19 protein-coding genes are annotated in these 22,873 nt (G+C 69.9%); 15 read left to right on the top strand and 4 right to left on the bottom strand.

Translation table 11 applies throughout. From position 1 onward, the window contains the following. Positions 1–207: 207 nt before the first annotated feature. From AB0M67_RS32025 to AB0M67_RS32015, 3 genes are all read right to left on the bottom strand, one after another. The gene (locus AB0M67_RS32025; RefSeq protein ID WP_365751100.1) at positions 208–903 is read right to left on the bottom strand and encodes a GntR family transcriptional regulator; all 696 of its coding nucleotides are present in this window, start codon (positions 901–903) and stop codon (positions 208–210) included. Positions 904–1,086: 183 nt separating this feature from the next. Beyond that, positions 1,087–2,442 (bottom strand): M14 family metallopeptidase, encoded by a 1,356-nt coding sequence (locus AB0M67_RS32020; RefSeq protein ID WP_365751052.1) that lies wholly within the window; start codon positions 2,440–2,442, stop codon positions 1,087–1,089. A gap of 115 nt (positions 2,443–2,557) precedes the next feature. Continuing rightward, on the bottom strand, positions 2,558–3,196 hold the full coding sequence (locus tag AB0M67_RS32015) for a helix-turn-helix domain-containing protein (RefSeq protein WP_365751051.1): 639 nt from the start codon (positions 3,194–3,196) through the stop codon (positions 2,558–2,560). Positions 3,197–3,352: 156 nt separating this feature from the next. Between AB0M67_RS32015 and AB0M67_RS32010 the strand changes: the two genes are divergently transcribed. The 15 genes from AB0M67_RS32010 to AB0M67_RS31940 all read left to right on the top strand — a co-directional run bounded on the left by AB0M67_RS32010 (position 3,353) and on the right by AB0M67_RS31940 (position 21,834). Beyond that, entirely contained in the window at positions 3,353–4,507 is a 1,155-nt protein-coding gene (locus tag AB0M67_RS32010) for an alpha/beta hydrolase (RefSeq protein WP_365751049.1), read from the top strand. Between the two features lie 296 nt (positions 4,508–4,803). After that, entirely contained in the window at positions 4,804–6,012 is a 1,209-nt protein-coding gene (locus AB0M67_RS32005) for a S8 family peptidase (RefSeq protein WP_365751048.1), read from the top strand. A gap of 299 nt (positions 6,013–6,311) precedes the next feature. After that, entirely contained in the window at positions 6,312–6,704 is a 393-nt protein-coding gene (locus AB0M67_RS32000; protein ID WP_365751047.1) for a hypothetical protein, read from the top strand. Between the two features lie 147 nt (positions 6,705–6,851). Then, on the top strand, positions 6,852–7,904 hold the full coding sequence (gene pstC / locus AB0M67_RS31995; protein ID WP_365751046.1) for a phosphate ABC transporter permease subunit PstC: 1,053 nt from the start codon (positions 6,852–6,854) through the stop codon (positions 7,902–7,904). A 99-nt stretch (positions 7,905–8,003) separates the two neighbouring features. Further along, the gene (gene pstA / locus AB0M67_RS31990) at positions 8,004–9,284 is read left to right on the top strand and encodes a phosphate ABC transporter permease PstA (RefSeq protein ID WP_365751045.1); all 1,281 of its coding nucleotides are present in this window, start codon (positions 8,004–8,006) and stop codon (positions 9,282–9,284) included. After that, positions 9,281–11,014 (top strand): phosphate ABC transporter substrate-binding protein PstS, encoded by a 1,734-nt coding sequence (locus AB0M67_RS31985; protein WP_365751044.1) that lies wholly within the window; start codon positions 9,281–9,283, stop codon positions 11,012–11,014. Before pstA ends, AB0M67_RS31985 begins: the two co-directional genes overlap by 4 nt. Continuing rightward, positions 11,011–13,536, top strand: coding sequence for a hypothetical protein (locus AB0M67_RS31980; RefSeq protein ID WP_365751043.1), 2,526 nt, complete (start codon positions 11,011–11,013; stop codon positions 13,534–13,536). Before AB0M67_RS31985 ends, AB0M67_RS31980 begins: the two co-directional genes overlap by 4 nt. 261 nt (positions 13,537–13,797) lie before the next feature. After that, complete coding sequence (locus AB0M67_RS31975) at positions 13,798–14,799, top strand: substrate-binding domain-containing protein (RefSeq protein ID WP_365751042.1); 1,002 nt, start codon at positions 13,798–13,800, stop codon at positions 14,797–14,799. A 72-nt stretch (positions 14,800–14,871) separates the two neighbouring features. Then, positions 14,872–14,997, top strand: a complete 126-nt coding sequence (locus tag AB0M67_RS31970; RefSeq protein WP_365751041.1) for a hypothetical protein — start codon at positions 14,872–14,874, stop codon at positions 14,995–14,997. Beyond that, the gene (locus AB0M67_RS31965; RefSeq protein ID WP_365751040.1) at positions 14,994–16,433 is read left to right on the top strand and encodes an Ig-like domain-containing protein; all 1,440 of its coding nucleotides are present in this window, start codon (positions 14,994–14,996) and stop codon (positions 16,431–16,433) included. The genes AB0M67_RS31970 and AB0M67_RS31965 overlap by 4 nt, the downstream gene beginning before the upstream one ends. Positions 16,434–16,624: 191 nt before the next feature. Continuing rightward, the gene (locus AB0M67_RS31960) at positions 16,625–17,593 is read left to right on the top strand and encodes a class E sortase (protein WP_365751039.1); all 969 of its coding nucleotides are present in this window, start codon (positions 16,625–16,627) and stop codon (positions 17,591–17,593) included. 21 nt (positions 17,594–17,614) lie between these two features. After that, positions 17,615–18,451: a phosphate ABC transporter ATP-binding protein gene (locus AB0M67_RS31955; RefSeq protein WP_365751038.1), complete on the top strand. Its 837-nt coding sequence runs from the start codon at positions 17,615–17,617 to the stop codon at positions 18,449–18,451. Positions 18,452–18,537: 86 nt separating this feature from the next. After that, positions 18,538–19,383 carry a GNAT family N-acetyltransferase gene (locus tag AB0M67_RS31950; RefSeq protein ID WP_365751037.1) on the top strand — a complete coding sequence of 282 codons (846 nt, stop codon included), beginning with the start codon at positions 18,538–18,540 and terminating at the stop codon, positions 19,381–19,383. Positions 19,384–19,477: 94 nt separating this feature from the next. Then, positions 19,478–21,343: an MFS transporter gene (locus AB0M67_RS31945; RefSeq protein WP_365751036.1), complete on the top strand. Its 1,866-nt coding sequence runs from the start codon at positions 19,478–19,480 to the stop codon at positions 21,341–21,343. Further along, positions 21,343–21,834, top strand: a complete 492-nt coding sequence (locus AB0M67_RS31940) for a MarR family transcriptional regulator (protein WP_365751035.1) — start codon at positions 21,343–21,345, stop codon at positions 21,832–21,834. The genes AB0M67_RS31945 and AB0M67_RS31940 overlap by 1 nt, the downstream gene beginning before the upstream one ends. Before the next feature lie 136 nt (positions 21,835–21,970). On the opposite strand, the gene AB0M67_RS31935 is transcribed toward AB0M67_RS31940, so the two are convergent. Next, the gene (locus AB0M67_RS31935) at positions 21,971–22,852 is read right to left on the bottom strand and encodes a peptidoglycan-binding protein (protein WP_365751034.1); all 882 of its coding nucleotides are present in this window, start codon (positions 22,850–22,852) and stop codon (positions 21,971–21,973) included. Positions 22,853–22,873 lie beyond the last annotated feature (21 nt).

The following is a 22,873-nucleotide window of genomic DNA, read 5'->3' as shown; positions in this document are numbered from 1 at the left end:
GAGGCTGTTGCCGGCGCGTGTCCCGTGCGCCTTGAGGCCCGCCTGGAGCCTCTGTGTGCTTGATGTGCAATGTATACATTGCGTGCCAAGGGGCGGCAAGGCATCCGTCAGGGATCGACCGGAAAAGGTTCTACCGGGAAGTAACCCTTTGTGCGGGCTGTGCGGCTGCGTGGGGAGAACGACCGGGACGCCGATCGAGTCGGTCCGTCAGGCGCGGGTGTCGCGGTCCGGGTGGTTCTCGCCGTACATGGCCGCGGCCTCCCGTACATGCTCGGCCGCGGCGGCCTCCGCGCCCTCCGGATCGCCGTCGATGATCGCGCGGACGATGGCCTCGTGCTGAACGGGCGTCAGGTCCGCCCGCCGGCTGATGTTGCTGAGACTGACGATGGCGAACCGGGCCCAGATACGGTCGAGCGCGTCCTCCAGCAGCGGATTGCCCGACAGCCTGGCCAGCATCATGTGGAAGTCGAGATTGGCGCGCCAGGCACCCGGGGCGTCACCCGCCTCGCCGCGCTCCTCCACCCGGCGCGACGCCTCCTTGAGCGCGCCGAGCTGGGCGGGCGACAGCATTCCGTCGCGCTGCGCGACGGCGGCGAGTTTCGCGGCCAGGGCGTCCAGCGCTCCATGGACCTGTGTCGCGTGCAGCATCTCCTGCGGGGAGAGGGAGCTGACCACCACACCCCGGCCCGTGGAGGTGACGAGGCCGTCGCTCTGCAGACGGCGCAGCGCCTCACGGACCGGGGTCCGGCTCATGCCCAGGTCGTCGCAGATACCCAGCTCGGTGAGACGATCCCCGGGGTGGTAGTGCCCGGAGATCAGTCGCTCGCGCAGTCGCCGGTAGGCCAGTTCGGCCTGGTTGTGCACTCCTGGACGCTCTGCGGGGCGGTCACCGGTTGGCAGCATGGTCAACGTATACATTGCATTCAGTCGACGGTGCAATGCCGGCCGTGCCGTGTGCGATGCCGGCCGTGCCGTGTGCGACGCCCGTCGGCCCCGGTGTGAATCCTGCCGGGTCATGCGCGGGAAAGAGAGGGGCGCCTCCGTCGGAAACGGAGACGCCCCCATGGGCCGGTCCGCGGGGACCGGTCAGCAGTACTGGGCTTCCTTGCCGATGGACCGGTACATGCAGTCCGCGTTCTCCAGCAGTTGGAGTACCGCGTCGCGGTTCCGGCTCGTCTCGCGGGTGATCACCTCGTCGGGCGGGTAGAAACCGCCGCCGCCCGAGGACGGATACATCTCGAAGGTGTACCCGAAGATCTTGTGCGTGCCCCACAGCCAGTCGTCGATCGAGCCGTCCGTGATGTAGAGGTCGCTCGACTGCTCGGGCGTGTAGCCGTTGCTGGCGGCCATCTTCTGGCCGATGGCGGCGAAGGCGTTGCGGTCGTCCGCGGTCATTCCGGTGGTGGTGTCGGCCGTGGTGTAGCCGAAGGGCCAGAGCACCAGCTCGCTGTAGGTGTGGAAGTCGATCGCGGCCTTGATCTGCTGCGTACCGCCGACGACCCGCCCGCGTACGAAGTTCGCCACGACCTTCACCTCGGGCGCCGACTCGGCGGCGCTGCCCCGGTAGGTGTCCGACGAGGCGCTGCCGGAGGAACCGCCGCAGCAGCCCCAGCGGTAGGCCCAGTTGCGGTTGAGGTCCGTACCGACCGCGGTGGAGCCCGAGTTGGGCTGCCGGTTCTTGCGCCAGCTGCGGTAGGAGCCGGTGGCGATGTCGTACTCGCCGCCGTCCGGGTTGAGGTCCGGGATGATCCAGATCTCACGGTTGTTGACGATGTTGGTGACGCGTGAGTCGGTGCCGTAGTCGGAGGTCAGCTCCTTCAGCAGATACAGCGCCATCTCGACGGTGAGATGTTCGCGCGCGTGCTGATGGTGGGTGAAGAGGACCTCGGGCTCGTTCTCGTCGGTGGCGACGTTGTCGCTGATCTTGATGGCCGTGATGTTCCGGCCCTGGTACGTGGTGCCGATGACCCGCTGGCTCGCGATGCCCGGGTTCGCGGCGACGATCGAGTTGATCTCGCTCGTCATCTCGGCGTAGTTGTGGTAATTCGAGTCCGCCGAGGGGAAGTCGAACGGGGTGACGGCGCCGTTCAGGGTACGGTCCGGGGCGGCGCCCAGCGGCGTCGGCGCGTAGCCGAGCGCGCGGAGCTTCCTCACCTGCGCCGGGTCGGCGGAGACGACCACGCTCTCGCTGTCGGACGCGTCGATCGTCACACCGGTCCTGGCGAGCGCGGTGCGCGTCGCGGACGTCGCGTGCATGACGATCTCGTACTGCCGGATGTCCTCGTCGGCGGCCGTGGCCCTGGCCGCGGCCGATGAGGGAGTGGAATCGGCGCTGGTGGCCGTGGCGGTGGCCGTGGCGCCGAGGGTCAGGGTCAGCGCGACGGCCAGGGTGGCTGTCCGTCTGCGACCGGTGGCGCCGCTTCCGCGTATTCGGAGCCGCATGAAGTCTCCTGGATGGGGAGTTGTGGGGGTGTGGGCGCGCAGTACGTGCCCGGGGTCATCGTGAGGCTTTGGCATGACCGGGTCAAGGGTGCGCATACGGCGGGCAAAGGGGGAGTTACGCGTTCTGGCCGGGACGGTACGGGGCGGATTCGGGCAGCGGCGTGGCCGCGCCCGGTGCCGCCCGCATGCCGTCCAGGAGCAGCCGGAGATAGCGCCGCCACAGCTCGGGCTGTCCGGTGTGGTCCGTGATCGCCGCGACCATCAGCTGGATCATGGGGAGATCGAAGCCCTTGAAGTCCTGGCGCAGTGTGCCCTGTTCCTTCGCCCGGGCGATCAGCTGATCGACGGCGGGCTTGATCCGCTCATGGACCCGCGTCTGGCGCTTCGGCCCCTGTCCGGTGCCGAGCATGACCTCGCGCAGCCCGCGGTCGAACGCCTGGATCTCGCAGACCTTCTCCAGGCTCGTGGCCAGCGCGTGCCAGGCGTCCGGGTCCGTGGCGGCTTCCCGGCTGAGTGCCTCGACGTTGTCGATCATGTCGTCGAAGAGCGCGTCCACCAGCTCTTCCTTGTTGGCGAAGCGCCGGTAGACGGTCCCCACGCCCACGCCGGCCCGGGCGGCGACATCGTCGAGGGTGGCCCCCGTCCCGCGCTCCCTGAACACCTCGTGGGCGGCGGTGATGATCCGCCGGCGGTTGCGCTCGGCGTCCCGCCGTAGCGGCCGGACCGGTTGTTCCGGCTGTGCTGATGGCGCCATCTCGGTTGCTCGGACTCCTGGAAACGGTGAGGGTCCCCTCCACTTGATCCTATGCCTCGGCCATGAACTGGAGAAGTGATCTCCGCTTACTGTTATGGTGAGCCGGAAACCGGAGAAAGCTTCTCCACTTCATTGGAGCGCGACACAAGGAGAACCGTGGCCAAGCGGACCAGGGGTGCGATCCTCGGCGGATCGATGGTGCTGTGCCTCGCCCTCACGGCATGCTCGACGGACGGCGGGAGCGAGTCGTCCGGTACGACCGGAGGCCCCACGGCATCGATGGCTCAGTGCCCGCGGCCCCCGGTCGCGCCGCCCTCCGGCGACGCGGCCCCCGGCGGCGCGCCGGGCCTCCCCCTCGCCACCTCGGTGGCGACCGGCGACACCGGCACAAGCACCGTCATCACGGCGAGCGGCGCCCAGATCCGGTGCGGAAGGACGGCGGTCAAGGCCCACCGCGACATCGTCTACGCGACACCGTCGACGGCGGGGAAGAAGACCGGACTGAAGCTGGACATCCAAGTCCCCACAACGGACGGCGAGAAGCCGCTGGTCGTCTACATCCCCGGCGGCGGGTTCGTCAGGGCGGACAAGAGCGGCGCGCTGGACCAGCGGACCCATCTGGCCGAACAGGGCTATGTGGTGGCCGCCATCGAGTACCGCACCACCACCGACGGCGCCACCTACGAGGACGGCGTCGCGGATGTGAGGTCGGCGATCCGCTACCTCCGCGCCCACGCCGACGACTACGGGATCGATACCGGGAAGGTCGCGGTCTGGGGCGAGTCCGCCGGCGGATATCTCGCCGCCATGGTCGGTACCACCCAGGGCGTCGAACGGTTCGACGTCGGTGACCATCTCGACGAGAGCGGCGATGTCCAGGCGGTCGTCGACAAGTTCGGGCCCTCGGACCTCGCCGGGATCGGCGCGGACTTCGACCCGGCCGCCCGGCGGGCGAACGTGGCCCCCGGCAACTCGACCGCCGCGTGGGTCCACGGGCCCGGTACGGAGAAGTCGGTCACGGACGACCCCGCGGCGGTCGCCCGGGCCAACCCGGCGACCTACGCCGACTCCTCGGACCCCGCCTTCCTCCTCTTTCACGGAAGCGCGGACCGTATCATCTCGCCCAGCCAGACCCTGCTGCTGCACAACGCGCTACGCGCCAAGGGGGTCGACAGCACCCGCTACGTACTCACGGGCGCGGACCACGGCGACTTGGCCTTCATGGGCGACGCCGAGGCCGGGCTCCCATGGACGACCGAGCGGACGGTGGGGGTCATGACGCGGTTCCTGGACGAGCGGCTGCGCGGCTGAGCCTCGGCGCCGCTCGGCTCTGGCATGGGTCGACCCGCGTCCAACTGGCTTGATACGGCGCCCCTTTGTGTCCTTGGGGGCATCCCCGGGCGGGCGCGTCCTCGCTACGGGGGTATTGCGCGACCATGTCATGGCTATGACATCCCGCCGGACCTCTTGTCGACTGACGCCGTCTCAGCGAAGGTCTTAGCGGGCGGCCCCAGGAACCACGCGGTCCGCTCCCCACGCATACATCCCGTATGTGCCCCCACGTTGCGCACGCACCCCAGCGCACCCGATGAGGAGGATCCCTCACGATGGCAGTGTTGCGTACCACCAAGACACGGATCGCCGCGGCGATCACGGCGGCAGCGGCGGCTGCGGCCATGACCGCCCTCGCCGTTCCCGCCCAGGCGGCCCCCGCCGTGGGTACGGTCGTCGGCGCCGATGCCAAGGACGCGGTGCAAGGCAGCTACATCGTCACGCTCAAGGAGACCGCCGGCCTCAAGTCCGCCTCGGCGGCGGGCCGGAGCGTGGTGTCCGAGTACGGCGGGACCGTCAAGCGTACGTACACGGCGGCCCTCAACGGCTACGCGGCGGAGCTGTCGCCCGCGCAGGCGCGCAGACTCGCCGCCGACCCCGCGGTCGACCAGGTCTTCCAGGACCGCGAGGTCCACGCACTCGCCACCCAGACCAACCCGCCGTCCTGGGGCCTCGACCGGATCGACCAGGCGGCGCTGCCGCTGAACAACAGCTTCACCTACCCGGATTCCGCCGGTGAGGGTTCGACCGTGTACGTCATCGACACCGGCGTCCGCATTACCCACCAGGACATCGCGGGCCGGGCCACGAACGGCTACGACGCCGTCGACAACGACAACACGGCGCAGGACGGCAACGGCCACGGCACCCACGTGGCCGCCAACGCCGCGGGCACGGCGTACGGCGTGGCCAAGAAGGCCAGGATCGTCGCCGTGCGCGTGCTCAACAACGCGGGTTCGGGCACCACGGCCCAGGTCGTGGCCGGCATCGACTGGGTCACCAACAACCACGGCCCCCGGTCGGTCGCGAATGTCTCGCTCGGCGGCGGCGCCAACGCCGCGATCGACACCGCCGTGCAGAACTCCATCAACAGCGGTGTGACCTACGCGATCGCCGCCGGTAATTCCGGCGCGAACGCCCAGAACTACTCGCCGGCCCGGGTCGCGGACGCGATCACGGTCGGTGCTACGACCAGCACCGACGCCCGCGCCAGCTACTCCAACTTCGGCGCGCGCGTGGACCTCTTCGCTCCGGGCAGTGCCATCACCAGTGCCTGGAACACCTCGGACACGGCCACCAGCAGCATCTCCGGCACGTCGATGGCCACCCCGCATGTGGCCGGAGCCGCCGCCGTCTACCTCGCGGGACACCCCACCGCGACCCCGGCCCAGGTCGCCACGGCCCTGGTGAACGGCGCCACCAACGGAGTGGTGACCAACCCCGGCACCGGCTCGCCCAACAAGCTCCTGCGGATAGTCCCGTAACCCACCGGACGATCCGATAGTCCCGTGACCCACCGGACGAACTGAGAGTGTGACGCCCGGCGCCGACCACCTGGCGCCGGGCGTTACGCCTGTTCGTCGTCCGTCGCCGCCGGCCGCGGCGACCCTCGCGACTCCGGCGAAGAGTCGATGGCCTAGGGGCAACTTCCCGGCGAATCCTTGCGGCATGGAGTCGTTTGCATCCCGCCCGTAACGATCGTCTCAATAGGTTGCACCTGCCGCTCCACGGGCCGTACGTGCGGTCCGACAGGGACGAGTGGCAGGGGTGGGGACGTGGGGTCATGAGATCTGCCGACGAGAGCGGGAGATTAAGAAGCGCCGCCGGGCTGCGCTGTCAGACCGACATCGACGCGGAGGGCCGCTACCGATGGCGGGTGGTGGCTCAGAACGGTCGGGTGGTCGCCGTATCGGCGCTCGCCTTCGCGTCGTACGAGCGGTGCCGCGCCGCGTTCGAGGAGGTGTGCAGGCGGCACGCGGTCCTGACCGGCGGGGTTCAGCACACCGCGGAGGCCAATGGCTGGATGTGGATCGTCAGGGACGAGAGCGGACGCCGGACCATCGTGTCCGCCCGCTCCTACGAGCGGTACTCGACCTGTCGGGTCGCGTACACCCGATTCCGCGAACTGCTGCGGGAGTTGGGGGAGAGCGGCGAGGTTCCCTGGAGCGGGAGCTGACGCCCCGGTGGCGGGTGTACCAGGCGCGGAGCGGAAGGCTCTCCGCACGGTACGCGCACACGTTCGTCATCGGAAGTTGCCTCTAAGAGGCGCCTCGTTCATATAAAGATGCCTGCGTGTCAACCGCGCCCCGTGAGCGTCATGGGTGTGCTGAGACGAACAGGGGAGCGAACCGTCGCCGCCCAGCGATCCGTTGGGCTCGCGACCGAGGGACCGGCCGCCGCCGAAGGGCCGCGCGGGCTCTACGCCGACCCCGGGCTGCCCGACCGGATCTTCCGGGGTGTGGCCCGTGGCGGCGGTGGGCTCGTGCTCGCCGTGATGCTGCTGGTGGGCGGCTTTCTGCTGTACCGCGCGTGGCAGGCGCTCGACCGGGCCGGCTGGTCCTTCCTCACCACCGCGGCCTGGGAGCCGGACGCGGGCCGCTTCGGTATCGCCGCCGTCATCGTCGGCACCGTACTGATCGCGCTGGTGGCGATCGTGGTGGCGGTGCCGCTGGCGGTGTGCGGGGCGCTCTACATCTCCGAATACGCGCCGCCCGCCATGCGCGGGACGCTGATCAGCGTGGTCGACCTGATGGCGGCCGTGCCGAGTGTCGTCTACGGACTGTGGGGGCTGTTCTTCTTCGAGGGCGCCGTGCTGCCCACGGCCCGCTGGATCGCCACCTACTTCGGCTGGTTCCCGCCGCTGGGTGTCGTCGGCGCCGATCCGCGCGATCCGCTCGCCACCGAGACCGTCTACACCTCCTCGACCCTCATCGCGGGCATCGTGGTGGCGCTGATGGTCGCCCCGATCATCTGCTCGGTGATGCGCGAGGTCTTCACCCAGGCTCCGGCCGGTGAGCGCGAGGGTGCCTACGCGCTCGGCGCCACCCGCTGGGGGATGATCCGCAGCGTCGTCCTGCCGTTCGGCAAGGGCGGCATGATCGGTGGCACCATGCTCGGACTCGGCCGCGCTCTGGGCGAGACCATCGCCGTCTACCTGATCATCTCGCCGGTCTTCCAGATCCAGTGGCACATCATCCAGAGCGGTACCAGCTCCGTCTCCTCACTGATCGCGCTGCGGTACGGGGAGGCCAGCCCGTTCGGGATGTCCGCGCTGATGGCGGCCGGCCTCGCGCTCTTCGTGATGACCCTCATCGTCAACTTCGTCGCCTCGTCCATCGTCGCGCGCAGCCGCTCCGGCGCGTCCAGCGATGCCTAGGTCCTGTCCGGTACCCACGTTCCGTCCGCTGTCCGAGCCCTCGCCGGCCTCCGAGCCCTCGCCGCTGTCCAGACCCTGCCCTAAGGGGACCCGCCCGTCATGACCCTCGCACCCGAGTCGCCACCGTCCCTCGCGAAGGAGCGGCGTACCGTCCTGCCCGCGAGCAGGCCGCGGCCCGTGGAGCCGGCCGGGGAGCGGCGGCGCTCCCCGGCGCTGAGGCGTGCCACGGACACCTACGCGCTGTTCGGCTCCGCCGCCGCGGCCATCGGTCTGACCTCGCTGCTCTTCGTATGGCTGCTGCCGTTCAACGGGGTGATCGGCTTCCTGGTCATCGGGTACGCGCTCTTCCTCGGTCTCTACGCGCTGCTGGTCTCCTTCGACGAGGACGGGCCTACCGTCCGGGACCGGCTCGCCGGGGTCGTGGTCCGTTCGGTGGGCCTGGTCATGGTCGTCGCCCTGGCGTTCGTGATCGTCTACACGCTGTGGGAGGGCCGCAAGGCGCTGCCCCATCTGAACTTCTTCACCGAGGACATGACGCTCGCGGGCCCTCTCGACCCGCTGAGCGCCGGCGGCATCCTGCACGCCATCGTCGGCACCCTGGAGCAGATTCTCATCGCGCTGGTGCTCACCGTGCCCGCCGGGCTGGTCTGCGCGGTCTTCCTCAACGAGGTGCCCGGCCGGTTCGCGCGGTTCGTCCGTACCATCGTCGAGGCCATGACGGCGCTGCCGTCCATCGTGGCCGGGCTGTTCATCTACGCCACCGCGATCCTCGCCCTGGGCACCGGGAAGTCGGGCTTCGCCGCGTCCCTGGCGCTCGGTGTGATGATGCTGCCGATCATCATCCGGGCCGCCGATGTGGTGATCCGGCTGGTGCCCGGCTCGCTGCGCGAGGCGTCGTACGCGCTGGGCACCTCGCGCTGGCGCACCGCGTGGCATGTGGTGCTGCCCACCGCCCGCTCCGGACTGACCACTTCGGTGATCCTCGGCACCGCGCGCGGGGTGGGGGAGACCTCTCCGGTGCTGCTGACCGCGGGCTTCACCGCGGAGATGAACGCCGATCCGTTCAATGGACCGCAGGTCTCGCTGCCGCTGGCCACCTTCGAGTTCGTCAAGTCGCCCGAACCCTCCATGATCGCACGTGGGTTCGGTACCGCGGCGACCCTGATGGCGCTGGTGCTGCTGCTGTTCGTCCTCGCCCGGCTCATCGGCGGGCGCGCACCGGGCAAGCTGACGCGCCGTCAGACCCACCGTCGCGTGCTCGCCTCGCGCCGCGACGCCGAGCGCTTCGCGAGCCGTACACACGGCCACGCGGCTGCCGCCGCCTCGTCCGCACCGACTTCCTCCGTACCCGCCGTCAAGCCCAACAGGAGTACCCCGTGAGACCCGCGACCGTCTCCCGACTGGCCATGGGGCTGGCCGCGCTGCTCTGCGCGCTGCTCGCCGTCGGCCCGCCGCCCGCCTGGGCGGTGACCTATCCGAAGATCAACGGTGCGGGCTCCACCTGGAGTTCCAACGCACTGGACCAGTGGCGCCGCAATGTCGCCTCCAACTTCGGTATGACCGTCAACTTCGCGGCGACCGGCTCCTCCAACGGCCGGGAGCAGTTCAGAAACGGCTCCGTCGACTTCGGTGTCTCCGAGATCCCGTACGGTCTCAAGGAGGGCGGGGTCACCGACGCCCCGCCCAAGCGCGGCTACGCCTATATGCCGATCGTGGCCGGTGGTACGGCCTTTATGTACAACCTGAAGATCGGCGGCAAGCGGGTCACCAACCTGCGGCTCTCCGGTGAGGTCCTCGCCAAGATCTTCACCTCCAAGATCACCATGTGGAACGCGGCGGAGATCAGGGCCGACAACCCGGGCCTCACTCTCCCCGCCCGCCGGATCGTGCCGGTCGTGCGCTCCGACGGCTCCGGTACGACGGCGCAGCTGACCACCTGGCTGTCCAAGGAGCACTCCGCGGCCTGGAACGACTACTGCGCCCGCGCCGGACGCGCCACCCCGTGCGGTCTCACCTCGTACTTCCCGATGGTGCCCGGCACCTCCACGATCGCCAAGTCCGGATCGCTCGGTGTCTCCGGCTATGTGAAGCAGAGCCAGGCCGAGGGCGCCATCACCTATGTCGAGTACTCGTACGCCATCTCGACCGGCTTCCCGGTGGCGAAGATGCTCAACGACAAGGGGTTCTATATCGAACCCACCGCGTCCAGCGTCGCCGTGGGACTGCTCGGCGCGAAGATCAACCCGGACAGGAACTCCACGAACTATCTGACCCAGATCCTGGACGGCGTCTACGGCTCCAGGGACGCCAGGGCCTATCCGCTCTCCAGCTACAGCTACATGATCATTCCCACCTCGCTGACGGGCGAGCAGAACCCGATGACCAAGGAGAAGGGCCTCTCGCTCGGCACCTTCGCCAACTACTTCCTCTGCGACGGCCAGCAGATCGCCGAGGAGCTGGGGTACTCCCCGCTGCCGAAGAACCTCGTCCAGGCGGGCTTCGAACAGGTACGGCGCATCCCCGGCGCGCCCACGGACAAGATCAATATCAACTCCTGCCGCAACCCCACCTTCTCCCCGGACGGGACCAACACTCTCGCCAAGAACGCGCCGCAGCCGAAGGCCTGTGACCAGAAGGGCCCGACCCAGTGCTCCGACGGCACGGCGGGCGCGAAGGGCCAGAAGACCCCGGTGAAGCCCTCGGCCCAGGGCGCCAACGGCGGTTCGGGCAGCGGCGGTTCCGGAGGTACGGGCGGCTCGGGCGGTACGGGCGGCTCCACCGCGGGCACCGGCGGCTCCGGGGCCACCGGTGGCAGCGGTGGGTCCACGGGCGGCTCCACCGGCTCCTCGGAGTCGGCCGCCGCCGCGTCCGGCGCGTCCGGTGGTGTCATCGACCCGGACACGGGCGAGCTGATCACCGGTGACGGAGCCGGCGGCGGTGACTCCTCGGTGGTCGGGAACCCCGTCACCCTCGCGTCCAACGAGGCGACGGGGCTGCGCGGCGCGCTGATGGCGCTCTCCGCCCTGCTTCTCGTCGGTGTGGTCGTCGGCCCACCGCTCACCGCACGCGCGCTCGCCGCACGGGCCCGCCGCCGGGAGGGATCGGTATGAGGACCCGTCAACTCCGTTCTTTTGAGGGCGGATCCAGGGTCTCCCGGCGGGTGAGGGTCGGCGTCGGGGCGCTCTTCGCCGCCCTGGTCGTCGCGCTCGTACCGCTGCCTCCGGGCACGGACCGGGCCCAGGCGGCGGAGCAGGGGAGCGGTACGAAGGCGACGTCGGACTCCGCGATGACGCTGACCGGCAAGAAGGGGCAGTACGACGACTTCTCCAGCCTCAAGGTGACCGTCCACCAGACGAAGAACCTGCGGGCCCAGGGGGTCGATGTGACCTGGGAGGGCCCCGCCGTGCCGACCGCGGACGGCTACCGCAACTTCCTCCAGATCATGCAGTGCTGGGGAGATGACCCGGCGGGCCCGGCCCGGGAGCAGTGCGAGTTCGGGGGAAACAACGCGGGCACCCACTGGATGAGCCAGCGCACCCTGCCGAAGGGCTCGGACCCGCTGGAGAAGAAGTACGCGGACGCCGGTGACAACAACCCGTTCGTTCCGTTCCAGCCCCTTCAGGGCGATCCGACCGACTCGCCCTCCGACGCCACCTACTTCAGCAAGAACGACACCAACGCCCAGCCGTGGCTGCGGACACGGAGCGACGGCAGCGGTGAGGCCGTCTTCGAGGTGAAGTCGGCGATCGAGGCCCCCTACCTGGGCTGCGGCGATGTCGGCAGCGCGGCCGGGGCGGGGAAGCCCCGGAAATGCTGGCTGGTCGTCGTGCCCCGTGGCGAGCATGACCCGGACGGTACCGTCAACGCGGGCGACGGTGTGCACACCTCCCCGCTCAGCCAGTCCAACTGGGACCAACGACTCGTCTTTCCCATGGAGTTCGGCGCGGTCGGCAACACCTGCCCGGCGGACAAGGCCGAGCGACGCGTCATCGGTTCCGAGCTGCTGACCGACGCCATCACCTCGTGGCAGGCCACGCTGTGCGCGGGCGCCGACGCGCGGTTCACCTACAGCCAGGCCGCCGAGGACTACGCGCGTCGCCTCATCGGGAAGCCCACATCGACCTCGCCCGGGATGGGCGTCACCGTGGCCCCCATCGAGGAAGCGACGGGCGTGGTGTACGCGCCGGTCGCGGGCAGCGCGCTCACGGTCGGCTTCTTCTGGGAGGACGCGGAGGCCGGCCAGGTACGCGATCTGAGACTCAGCGCCCGGCTGCTCGCCAAACTGGTGACCGGCTCCTATCCCTATGACATCCGGCAGGTCGGCTTTCAGCATCCGGTCCCGGATCATCTGAAGGGGAACGCGCAATCGATTATCGTCGACCCGGAATTCATAAAACTGAATCCCTACTTCGACCGTCCGACACAGCCCCAGCTCGGTCCGGGCGGAATACTCCTCCAGGCCGGTAATTCGGATGTCAACAGCCTGCTCTGGCGCTATCTCCAGTCGAACGCGGAGGCGCGGGACTTCCTGCGGGGCAAGCCGGATCCATGGGGGATGAAGGTGAACCCCTTCTACCAGGCGCTGGGCCTGGACACGGAAGTACCGCTCGACTTCCCGAAGGCCGACACCACCGAGACGCGCATGACACTGCCCGACAACGGCGTCGACCGCACCATCGCGTACGGCCAGCTGGAGAAGTCCCCGTACTCCAACGACATGCACGACGGCGCGCTGCGCGTGAGGCGCGGCGCCACCGGGGCCACGTTCCTCGCCTCGCTCGACCCGGGCTCCCCGCAGGGCATCAAACTGGTGCCCTCGGACAGCAACCCCGGGACCCGGCGGGCGTATGGCGTCGTCGACGCGGCGTCCGCCTCCCGCTACGAACTCGACATCGCCGCGCTTCCGAACGCCGACGGTGTCTACGTACGGCCGACCGCCGACTCGATGCTCAAGGCCGTCGCCCGTATGCCCGACTCGTCCGTCAAGGGAGTGAAGGCGCCGAGCCCGGCCACCGCCAAGAGCGGCGCGTATCCGCTGACGGCGGTCGCCTACGCCATGGCCCCGGTCGACCAGCCCGCGGACGCGCGTCAGGACTACGCGCGACTCATCCGGTACGCGGCCGGCGACGGACAGACCCAGGGCCTGACGCCCGGTGAGCTGCCGCCCGGCTATGTGCCGATGCCCAAGGCGCTGCGTGACCAGGCGCTTTCCGCCGCCGACCAGTTGGTACGCGGCAAGGTGGCCGATCCCGCCACCACCCCTCCGCCGGCCGACGGCGAGTCCGTCGGCGGCACGGCGGCCGGCGGGTCCGTCGGCGGCGGTGACGTCGGCGGCGGTGACAGCGCGGGAGCCGGGCCCGCGGGAGCGGCCGGGGCCGGCGGAGCCGCGGGCGGTGACGGAGCGGGAACCTCCGGGGCATCCGCCCCGCCGGGCGCGGGGGCGGGCACCTCGGGCCCGGGGGCGAAGAGCGGACTCGCCTCGGGCGGGCTCACCCCCGGCGAGGTGCTCGGCATCGTCCGCTGGGTGCTGCTCGGCGTTCTGGTGGTCGGTGGCGTGGCCGCGCTGGCCGGTCCCGTCATGCTGCGGCTCTCGGCGCGCAGGGCGGCGACGGCGGCGGGCGGTCCTGGGTGACATAGGAGGAGCGAGCGTCCGATCCAGGGGATCACCCGGAGCGGCTCAGCGCCCTCCGGGAATTCTCCATAACCAGTGGTGAGTTCTCCAGGTGTCTCCTAGGAAATGCCCCCGTAACCTTTTCATCCGGCGGAGTTGGTGGTCTTGGACTGTGCATATGCGGAAATGTTCACGGCGTCGGCCGACGGGCCGGCGGAACGAAATCCGGATTCTTCTTGACAGTCCATTCCTCGAAATCCGTATTCACGGAGGAGAACAGAAGTGAACGTCAAGTCCCGTGCTCGCCTGGGCGCCGTCGTCGGTGCCGCCGCACTCGGTGTGGGCCTGCTGGCCCCCGTAGCCTCCGCCGACCCGGCGGTCGGTGAGTACCGTCAGCTCGCCGGCGTGGGTTCCGACACCACGCAGGACGTCCTCAACCGCCTCGGCGCGGTCATCCCGGACCCCGACGGGGTCCCGGACGGTCAGCTCATCGCGTCCTACAACGCGACGGGTACCGCCACCATCAAGACCCGCGCCACCGGCTGTGTCATCAACCGGCCCAACGGTTCCTCGGCCGGTATCGACGCCCTGCGCAACGCGGTCCTCAACAACACCGGTTGCCTCGACTTCGCCCGTTCCTCCCGGGGCCCGGCGGACACGACGACCACCAAGCTGACCTGGATTCCGTTCGCCAAGGACGCGGTGACCATCGCGGTCCGCTCGGACAGCGCGCTCAACAACAACCTGGACCTGACCACCGCCAACCTGCGTGACATCTACACCTGCGTGAAGACCACGCACAACGGTGTCGCCCTGACCCCGCTGCTGCCGCAGTCGGGCTCGGGCACGCGGTCCTTCTTCCTGGAGAAGATCGGGGTCACCGAGGCCCAGATCGGCACCTGCGTCAACGGCACCGTCCAGGAGCACGACGGCACCGCGCTGGACAGCGCCGGTGACATCGCCCCGTACTCCGTGGCCCAGTACATCGCCCAGACCAACGGTGTGGTGACGGACCGTCATGGCGTCACCGTCCTGGGCAAGGTGAACACCGTGGCGCCGCGCAACGCGGACGGCACGCTGAACGTCAGCTTCCCCTACAACCGTGACGTCTACAACGTCGTCCCGACCCCCAAGATCACCGGATCCACCGCTGACGCCAACGTCGTCAGCGCGTTCGTCGGCACCGCCTCCAAGGTCTGTGGCCAGCCGTCGCACATCACGGCCTTCGGCTTCGGCTCGATCGGCACCGCCTGCGGCGCCACCACCCTGAAGGGCGAGCGCTGATCAGCGCTCCCTCCCACCACGCCAAGGCCGGGCACCCTCCAGGTGCCCGGCCCCGCGGCGTGTCCCGATCCCGTGCCATGCCCGGCTGACCTCGCTACCGACATCACCACCGCTACCGACACCGACATCACCACCGACACCGACATCAACCGCGGCACCTACCGCGACACCGACACCCTGTGGGGGACCCGACCATGACACGCCTCGCGCGAGCGAGATCACTCCCGGCGCTGCTGCTGTGCTGCGCTCTGCTCATGGGCGCGGCCGCCGCCGTGCTCGGTGCCGCGGCCACCGCGAACGCGGCCGGCCGTCTCGGCGATCTGACTCTCAGCACCACCACTGGCAGCATCACGGACGATCCGCTCGTCCCACGGGTCACCACGGACACGGCGTGCCCGGAGGGGCAGGGCGGCGCGGTGCGGCTCAGTGTGCTCCACCCGACGGAGGGCACGAGCGCCCGCCTGGGCAACGCGACGACGGGACCGTACGACGCCGGGCCCATCGACACCGAGATGCCGCAGGAGTTCTTCCCCTTCTCCGACATCCTCGCCGGGTGGTACGGCAACGAGTCCCACGACGGTACGTACGAGCTGCGGCTCGACTGTGTCAACGTGCTCGATCCGAACCTGCCCGCGGCCTTCTTCACCACGAACATCGAGGTCACGGGCGACACCTGGGCACTGGCCGCGGCCGAGGCGACCAGTCTGGAGCTGACGGCCGCTCCGGAGAACCACCCCAAGGCGGGCAGCGAGGTGTCGGTCACGGTGAAGGTGACCCCCGAGGCGGCGGCCGGCGAGGTGGCACTCACCTCCGAGCGGGTCGGTAAGGAGCCGGTCGCTCTGGGCACGAAGGCGGTCGAGAACGGCACCGCCGTGTTCACGACGAAGGACCTGCCCGTGGGCGTGCAGAACATCCGCGCCCAGTTCACCCCCACGGATCCCGACGCGTACGCCGGTTCCAGCAATGAGATCAGTGGCTATACGGTCGACGAGGCCGGTACCCCGACCGGCACGCCGACGCCCACCGGCTCCGACGAGCCGACCGACGAACCCAGTGTGCCCGCCGACATCGACGCGCTGGACGCGGACGGCAAGCTGCTCGAACCGAACCCGAACCTGGAAGCCGGCCAGCAGGTGACGCTCATCGCCCGCGGCTATTCCAAGGACGCGACCGTGAAGGTCACCCTCGCCGAGGGCGACGCGACCTTCGAGGACGCCAAGGCGGACGCGGACGGCATCGTCCAGAACTACCCGTTCACCGTCCCCGCGGAGATCGCGGACGGCGATCATGTGCTGAACCTCGCCGAGGACAAGGAGGGCGGCCACAGCCTCGACTTCACGTTCACCACGGGCGAGGTGACCGAGCCCACCCCCGAGCCCAGCGACTCCACGGGCGCGGACGGCGGCGCGGCGGCGGGCACCTCCGGTGGTGACACCGGCGGTGACGGCGGCGCGGCGGCCGGTGGTAGCACGGGCGGCGGCGGGGGCGGCTCCCTCGCCTCGACGGGCACGGGCGTCGCCTCGATCGCCCTGGCCTCCCTCGCGCTGTGCTGCGTGGGCGCCGCGTTCGTGATCGGCGTGCGCCGCAAGGGTCTGATGACCTTCGCCACGCCCCCGGGCACGGCGGGCGACTGACCCGGGACGGGTTCCGAGGTGTGCCGGTTTCCGGAGGCAGGCCGTGTGTCCGCCTCCGGAGACCGGGCCCGTATCGACACCTCACCCCGTCCCCGCGTCGGCCCACCCGCCACCGCCACCCTCCCCCTCACGCCCCACCTCCGATCCCCGATCTCCGACCTCCGACCCAGCCAGCGAGGAGCGCAGCCACCGTGGCCGTTCTGACACCGCCGCCGTCCGCCACCGCCCCGCCGGACGCCCCCTCACCGCCCACCGGATCCGCGTCCCACAAGGAGCCCGCGGGGCGCGGGGGAGCCCGGGGGACCCCGGCCCGCCCGGGTCTCGCACTGGCCGGGGCCGCACTGTGCGTGCTCGCCGCCGTACTGCTCGGGTTCGCCGCGAACCTCACCGTCGTCGGGCACCTTCAGCACTCGCGTGACCAGCAGGTCGCCTACGACGAGCTGCGCAAGCAACTCGCCGAGGGCACCGCCCCGGTGGGCCCGCTCGACAACAACGGCAAGGAACTCGCCCTGGGCGCACCCGTCGCGCTGCTGGACATCCCCGCCCTCGGTGTCCACGAGGTCGTCGGCGAGGGCACCACCTCCGGTGTGCTGATGTCGGGCCCCGGGCACCGCCAGGACACCGCGCTCCCCGGCCAGTCGGGCACCGCCGTGATCATGGGCAGGCAGTGGGGATACGGGAGCCCGTTCTCCCATCTCGACCGGCTCCCCGACAACGCCACGATCACCCTGATGACAGGCCAGGGCAAGGCGGAGTACCGGGTGACCGGCATCCGGCGCGCGGGCGATCAACTGCCCCCGCCCAGCGGCGGTCAGAACGAGGGCCGGCTCACCCTCATCACCGCCACCGGCGCCCCCTACACCCCCTCGGGAGTACTGCGCGTGGACGCCGAACTGACCACGCCCGTACAGCCGAGCCCGCCGCGCGAGCGCCGCGCCGGATGGATCGGCGCCGCCGAAGAGGCGCTCAAGGGCGATGGCGGCGCCTGGCTCGCCGTCTTCCTGTGGACGCAGGCGCTCTTCCTCGCCGCGCTCCTCGCCGCCTGGGCACACCGGGTGTGGGGCCGCTGGCAGGCCTGGATCTGCGCCGTGCCCGTCCTGGCCGCACTCGGCCTCGCCGTCTCCGGCGCCGCCACCCGCCTCCTGCCCAACCTGCTCTGACAGAAAGTGAGTTGCCCCACCATGACGGTCACGCCGCCCGATCTCGTCGACACCCTGGTCCAGCCCGCGGTGGGCGGTGGCACCGCCGCCACACTGCGCGCCGATGCCGTCTCCGCGTGGTTCGGTGACCACAAGGTGCTCGACCAGGTCTCGCTGACCATGCCCGCCCACGAGGTCACCGCGCTGATCGGCCCCTCGGGCTGCGGCAAGTCGACCTTCCTGCGCATCCTCAACCGGATGCACGAACTGATCCCGAGCGCCGCGCTCGCCGGACGCGTGCTGCTCGACGAGGGAGACATCTACGACCGCGGACGGCGCATCACCCATGCACGCCGGCAGATCGGCATGGTCTTCCAGAAGCCCAACCCGTTTCCCGCCATGTCGCTGTACGACAACGTCCTGGCCGGGCTGAAGCTCAACGGCATCAAGGCGGGGCGCGACACCAAGGACGGTCTGGTCGAGGAGTGTCTCACCAAGGCCGGGCTCTGGCGTGAGGTCAAGGACCGGCTGCGGCAGCCGGGCGGCGCGCTCTCCGGCGGTCAGCAGCAGCGGCTGTGCATCGCGCGGTCGCTGGCGGTACGGCCGCGGGTGCTGCTGATGGACGAGCCGTGCTCGGCGCTCGACCCGACCTCGACGCGGCGCATCGAGGAGACGATCGCCGAACTGAAGGCGGAGGTGACGATCGTCATCGTCACGCACAATATGCAGCAGGCCGCACGGGTCTCCGACTCCTGTGCCTTCTTCCTCGCGGAGCAGGGGACACCCGGGGTGATCGTCGAACACGGCGACACGGACGCGATGTTCAACGCGCCCCGCGACACCAGGACCGCCGACTATGTCAATGGCCGGTTCGGCTGAGCGGGCACGGAGCTGAACGCGCACGGATACGAGCTCGGTCCGGGCTCGGGCTATGGCAAGGTGTGAGCCCACCGCACTGGAGGTCGATGGTGACGTTTGAGATCGTGACCGCGAACGCCGACTACGTCGAACGGCTCGGTATCTGGGCGGACGAGGAGGGCTGGAATCCGGGGAAGTCCGACCGGCACTCCTTCTTCCCGACCGACCCGGGCGGCTTTATCTTCGGACGTCTGAACGGTGAGGCCATCGCGTCGATTTCCGCCGTACGCTACGGCACCGATTTCGGATTCATCGGTTTCTATATCGCCCGTCCCGCCGTGCGCGGACAGGGATACGGAATTCAGGTCTGGCGCGCCGCCATGGCGCGCCTGACCGGCCGGAACGTAGGGCTCGACGGAGTGGTCGACCAGCAGGAGAACTACCGCAAGTCCGGCTTCCGCAAGGCCTGGAACAATGTCCGTTACGAAGGCGTCCCCGCGGCCATCGGCATTCCGGACGGCGTCACGCTCATCGACGCCCGCACGGTCTCCTTCGATCAACTCGCCGCCTACGACCGCCGGTTCTTCCCGGCGGCGCGCGACGCCTTCCTCGCCTCGTGGATCGGCCTGCCCGACCGTACGAGCCTCGCCGCCGTGCACGAGGGTGAACTGCGCGGCTTCGCGGCCATCCGCCCCTGTAGCGGAGCCTCACGCGTCGGGCCGCTCTACGCCTCGTCCCCGGAGGTCGCCGCCGCGCTGCTGAGCGGACTGGCCGCGACCGTCCCCGGGACGCCCGTGGCGATCGACATCCCGGATATCAACGCACCGTCCGTACGGCTCGCGGAAGAGCTCGGACTGGCGCCCACCTTCGAGGCCGCGCGCATGTACACCGGTCCGGTCCCGGAAATGGATCTACCGGGTATGTACGCCGTCACCAGTCTTGAACTCGGGTAATTCCCGGGCGCTGGCCTCGTCGTCGAACCGGTATTAGATTGGTTGAGGTCAAGCAAGTAAATCCGTCGATCGTGTACGACGGGAGTGGTGCCCAGTGCGGTGGACAGTCGCGAAACCGGTCGGCTCACGGGCCGGTACCGACCGTGAGCCGGGACCGCGCTACAAGTGGATCGCCCTGTCCAACACCACACTCGGCGTACTGATCGCGACGATCAATATGTCGATCACGCTGATCGCGCTGCCCGACATCTTCCGCGGAATCGGCGTGGATCCGCTCCAGCCAGGCAATACCAGTCTGCTGCTGTGGCTGATCATGAGCTATCTGGTGGTCACCGCCGTGCTCGTGGTCAGCTTCGGCCGGCTCGGCGATATGTACGGCCGGGTCCGTATGTACAACCTGGGGTTCGCGGTCTTCACCGTGTTCTCCGTACTGCTCTCGGTGACCTGGATGCATGGCACGGCGGGCGCGCTGTGGCTGATCGGGATGCGCGTCCTCCAGGGCGTCGGCGGCGCGATGCTGATGGCGAACTCCAACGCCATCCTCACCGACGCCTTCCCGACCCATCAGCGCGGGCTCGCCCTGGGGCTGAACCAGGTGGCGGGCATCGCCGGATCCTTCATCGGGCTGGTCCTCGGCGGTCTGCTCGGCCCCGTCGACTGGCATCTGGTGTTCCTGGTCTCCGTACCGATCGGCCTGTTCGGCACCGTATGGGCGTATCTCAAACTGCGGGACACCGGCATCCGCACCCCGGCCCGGCTCGACTGGTGGGGCAATCTCACCTTCGCCATCGGCCTGATCGCCGTCCTGTCCGGTATCACCTACGGAATCCAGCCCTACGGCGGCCACACCATGGGCTGGTCCAACCCCTGGGTGATCACCGCGATCGCCGGGGGGCTGGCCATGCTGGTGGCCTTCTGTGTGGTGGAGACGAAGGTCGCCGAGCCGATGTTCCACCTGGCGCTGTTCCGTATCCGCGCGTTCACCGCGGGGAATCTGGCCAGTCTGCTCGCGTCGCTGGGACGCGGCGGCCTGATGTTCATCCTGATCATCTGGCTCCAGGGGATCTGGCTGCCACGGCACGGCTACAGCTTTGAGCAGACCCCCCTCTGGGCCGGTATCTATATGCTCCCGCTGACCATCGGATTCCTGATCGCGGGGCCCTTCTCCGGCTGGGCCTCCGACCGGTTCGGGGCGCGGCCCTTCGCCACCGGCGGCATGCTGCTGGCCGCCGGCACCTTCGCCGCGCTGAAGGAACTCCCGGTCGACTTCGGCTATCCGATGTTCGCCCTGATCCTGCTGTTGAACGGGCTGGCGATGGGGCTGTTCGCGTCCCCCAACCGGGCGGCCATCATGAACAGCCTGCCGCCCGACCAGCGCGGGGTGGGCGCCGGGATCAGCACCACCTTCCAGAACGCCGCCACGGTGCTCTCCATCGGCATCTTCTTCTCCCTGATGATCGCGGGACTCTCCGGGGCGCTGCCAGGCGCTCTCACCCATGGCCTGACCGCCCAGGGCGTGCCCGCCGCCGACGCGGCGAGGGTCGCCGCCCTGCCACCGGTCGGCGTGCTGTTCGCCTCGCTCCTGGGCTACAACCCGGTGCAGACACTGCTCGGCCCGCATGTGCTCGCCCAACTGCCCGCCGGACACGCCGATTACCTGACGGGGCGTGCCTTCTTCCCGGCGCTGATCTCCCAGCCGTTCTCCGACGGCCTCTCCGTCGCCTTCGACTTCGCGATCGCCGCCTGCCTGGTCGCGGCCGTCGCCTCGCTGCTCCGGGGCGGACGCTATATCCACGGGGACCGTCCCGTGGCCACGGCGCCCGCCGCGGCGGAACGGCATCCGGACACCTCGGCCTCGTCGGCCTCCGCGTCGCTGACGTGCCCGCGATCGACGTCACCGCGGCCGTACGCGCGGCCGTCTCCCGCACCGCCTCCGCCGCCCCCGTCCGAGGAACCGTGATGACCGTGCCCGCCGCCGCGCCGCTCCCGGACCCCGCCGAGATCGCCGAGATCGCCGGACGGCTCCGGCTGGCGATACAGCACCTCATTCCCGTCCTGCGTGCCCGTGGCGCGTCCGGCGACCTCACTCCCAGCCGACAGGCCGCCCTGGCCGAGCTCGCGGAGCATGGCCCGCTGCGTATCAGCGATCTCGCCGCACGCATGGGCGTCGCCCTGTCCACCACCTCCCGCATGGTGGATCTGCTCGACAGCACCGGCTGGATCGAACGGCGTCCCGACCCGCAGGACCAGCGCGCCAGCCTGGTCGCCCTCAGCCGTACGGGCAGGGCCGTGCTGGCCGCCAGGCGCCGCGAGACCGCCGCCCGCCTCGCCGAGCGGATGGCGCTGCTGACGGACGAGGAGCAGCGCGCCCTGTACGCCGCGCTGCCCGCGCTGGAGGCCCTGTCCGAGCGCGAGGCGACCTACCCCGGCGAGCTGCCCCGGGGCATCTGAGTCCGCGGAACCACCGCACACCGGCCGGATCTCCTCGGCCCCGGGCCCTCGGATGGCAGGGGCGTCCGGCCGGTGCGCGGTGGAACAGATCACCGCGTCGGATCACCGCGTCGGATCACTGCCTCGCAGCACCGGATCAGACGTTGGGCACCTTGAGCTTGTCCCAACTCGTCTTGCCCGGTATCCCGTCGGCGTCGCTTCCCGTGTAGCCGAGCTTGCGCTGCCAGGCCGCATAGGACTTGCGGTCGGCCTCGGACCAGTCCGGCCCCGGGCCCACCTCGTACCGTCCGCATCCCTCCGCCACCAGCCGCTTGCCCATCGCCGTGATCACGGCGCTGCGCCGGCCGACCGCGAAGAAGGCGGCCCCGGGGAAGGGTTCGAATGTCGCCGGAGGCTTCGGCGGCGGTGACGAGGGGCCGTCCGGCTTGCCGCCGAGCCGGTTCCCGATCCGCGCCCGCATCGACTCCATCGTGAAGCCGCGCGGGTCGATCTTGCCCGGCTGCCACTCCTTATGGCCGATCACGGAGCGCTGCGTCCAGCCGTGCGCCCGGCAGATGGCCGCCGCGGCCTTCTCTATCGCCTCCAGCTGGGCGGCCGGCCACGGGTCCGTGCCATTGCCCAGGTTGACGCACTCGAAGCCGTAGAAGTACCGGTTGCCGTCGGTGTTGGCCTCGTTGTCCGCGGGCAGTCCCGACTCGTTGATCACCGCGCGCAGGACATCGTCGTCGCCGAGTCCGGCGTGGTTGGCCCGGCCGTTGCCGACCAGATACACGGTGCCGTCCTTGGCGATCACACCGTGGCACAGCGGGCCCGGCAGGCTCGAATGGCCGTTGTAGCAGAGCTCCACGGAGCTCTGCGTCCCCGAGGTCACGGTGTGATGGATCATCACTCCGTGCAGCGGCCCCCACGGACCCTTGTGGTTGCGGTTGTGCGTACGCCAGCTCCGGTGCTCGACGACGCGCAGACCTTCGTTACGGAGGACTTGCAGCAGTTTGGTGGCGGTCAGAGGCGTTGCCATCGCGATGCTCCTTCATGTTCC

The sequence above is a fragment of the Streptomyces sp. NPDC051662 genome (assembly GCF_040681655.1).
Taxonomy (GTDB): Bacteria; Actinomycetota; Actinomycetes; order Streptomycetales; family Streptomycetaceae; genus Streptomyces.
The sequence above is the reverse complement of the archived record's forward strand: the minus strand, read 5'-3'. Positions and strand labels throughout refer to the sequence as shown.

Bases quoted from the DNA above. Each gene is read 5' to 3' on its own strand.
- AB0M67_RS32025 (WP_365751100.1), bottom strand. From the start codon at position 903: ATGCTGCCAACCGGTGACCGCCCCGCAGAGCGTCCAGGAGTGCACAAC.
- AB0M67_RS32020 (WP_365751052.1), bottom strand. From the start codon at position 2,442: ATGCGGCTCCGAATACGCGGAAGCGGCGCCACCGGTCGCAGACGGACA.
- AB0M67_RS32015 (WP_365751051.1), bottom strand. From the start codon at position 3,196: ATGGCGCCATCAGCACAGCCGGAACAACCGGTCCGGCCGCTACGGCGG.
- AB0M67_RS32005 (WP_365751048.1), top strand. From the start codon at position 4,804: ATGGCAGTGTTGCGTACCACCAAGACACGGATCGCCGCGGCGATCACG.
- AB0M67_RS32000 (WP_365751047.1), top strand. From the start codon at position 6,312: ATGAGATCTGCCGACGAGAGCGGGAGATTAAGAAGCGCCGCCGGGCTG.
- pstA (WP_365751045.1), top strand. From the start codon at position 8,004: ATGACCCTCGCACCCGAGTCGCCACCGTCCCTCGCGAAGGAGCGGCGT.
- AB0M67_RS31980 (WP_365751043.1), top strand. From the start codon at position 11,011: ATGAGGACCCGTCAACTCCGTTCTTTTGAGGGCGGATCCAGGGTCTCC.
- AB0M67_RS31965 (WP_365751040.1), top strand. From the start codon at position 14,994: ATGACACGCCTCGCGCGAGCGAGATCACTCCCGGCGCTGCTGCTGTGC.
- AB0M67_RS31955 (WP_365751038.1), top strand. From the start codon at position 17,615: ATGACGGTCACGCCGCCCGATCTCGTCGACACCCTGGTCCAGCCCGCG.
- AB0M67_RS31950 (WP_365751037.1), top strand. From the start codon at position 18,538: ATGGTGACGTTTGAGATCGTGACCGCGAACGCCGACTACGTCGAACGG.
- AB0M67_RS31940 (WP_365751035.1), top strand. From the start codon at position 21,343: ATGACCGTGCCCGCCGCCGCGCCGCTCCCGGACCCCGCCGAGATCGCC.
- AB0M67_RS31935 (WP_365751034.1), bottom strand. From the start codon at position 22,852: ATGGCAACGCCTCTGACCGCCACCAAACTGCTGCAAGTCCTCCGTAAC.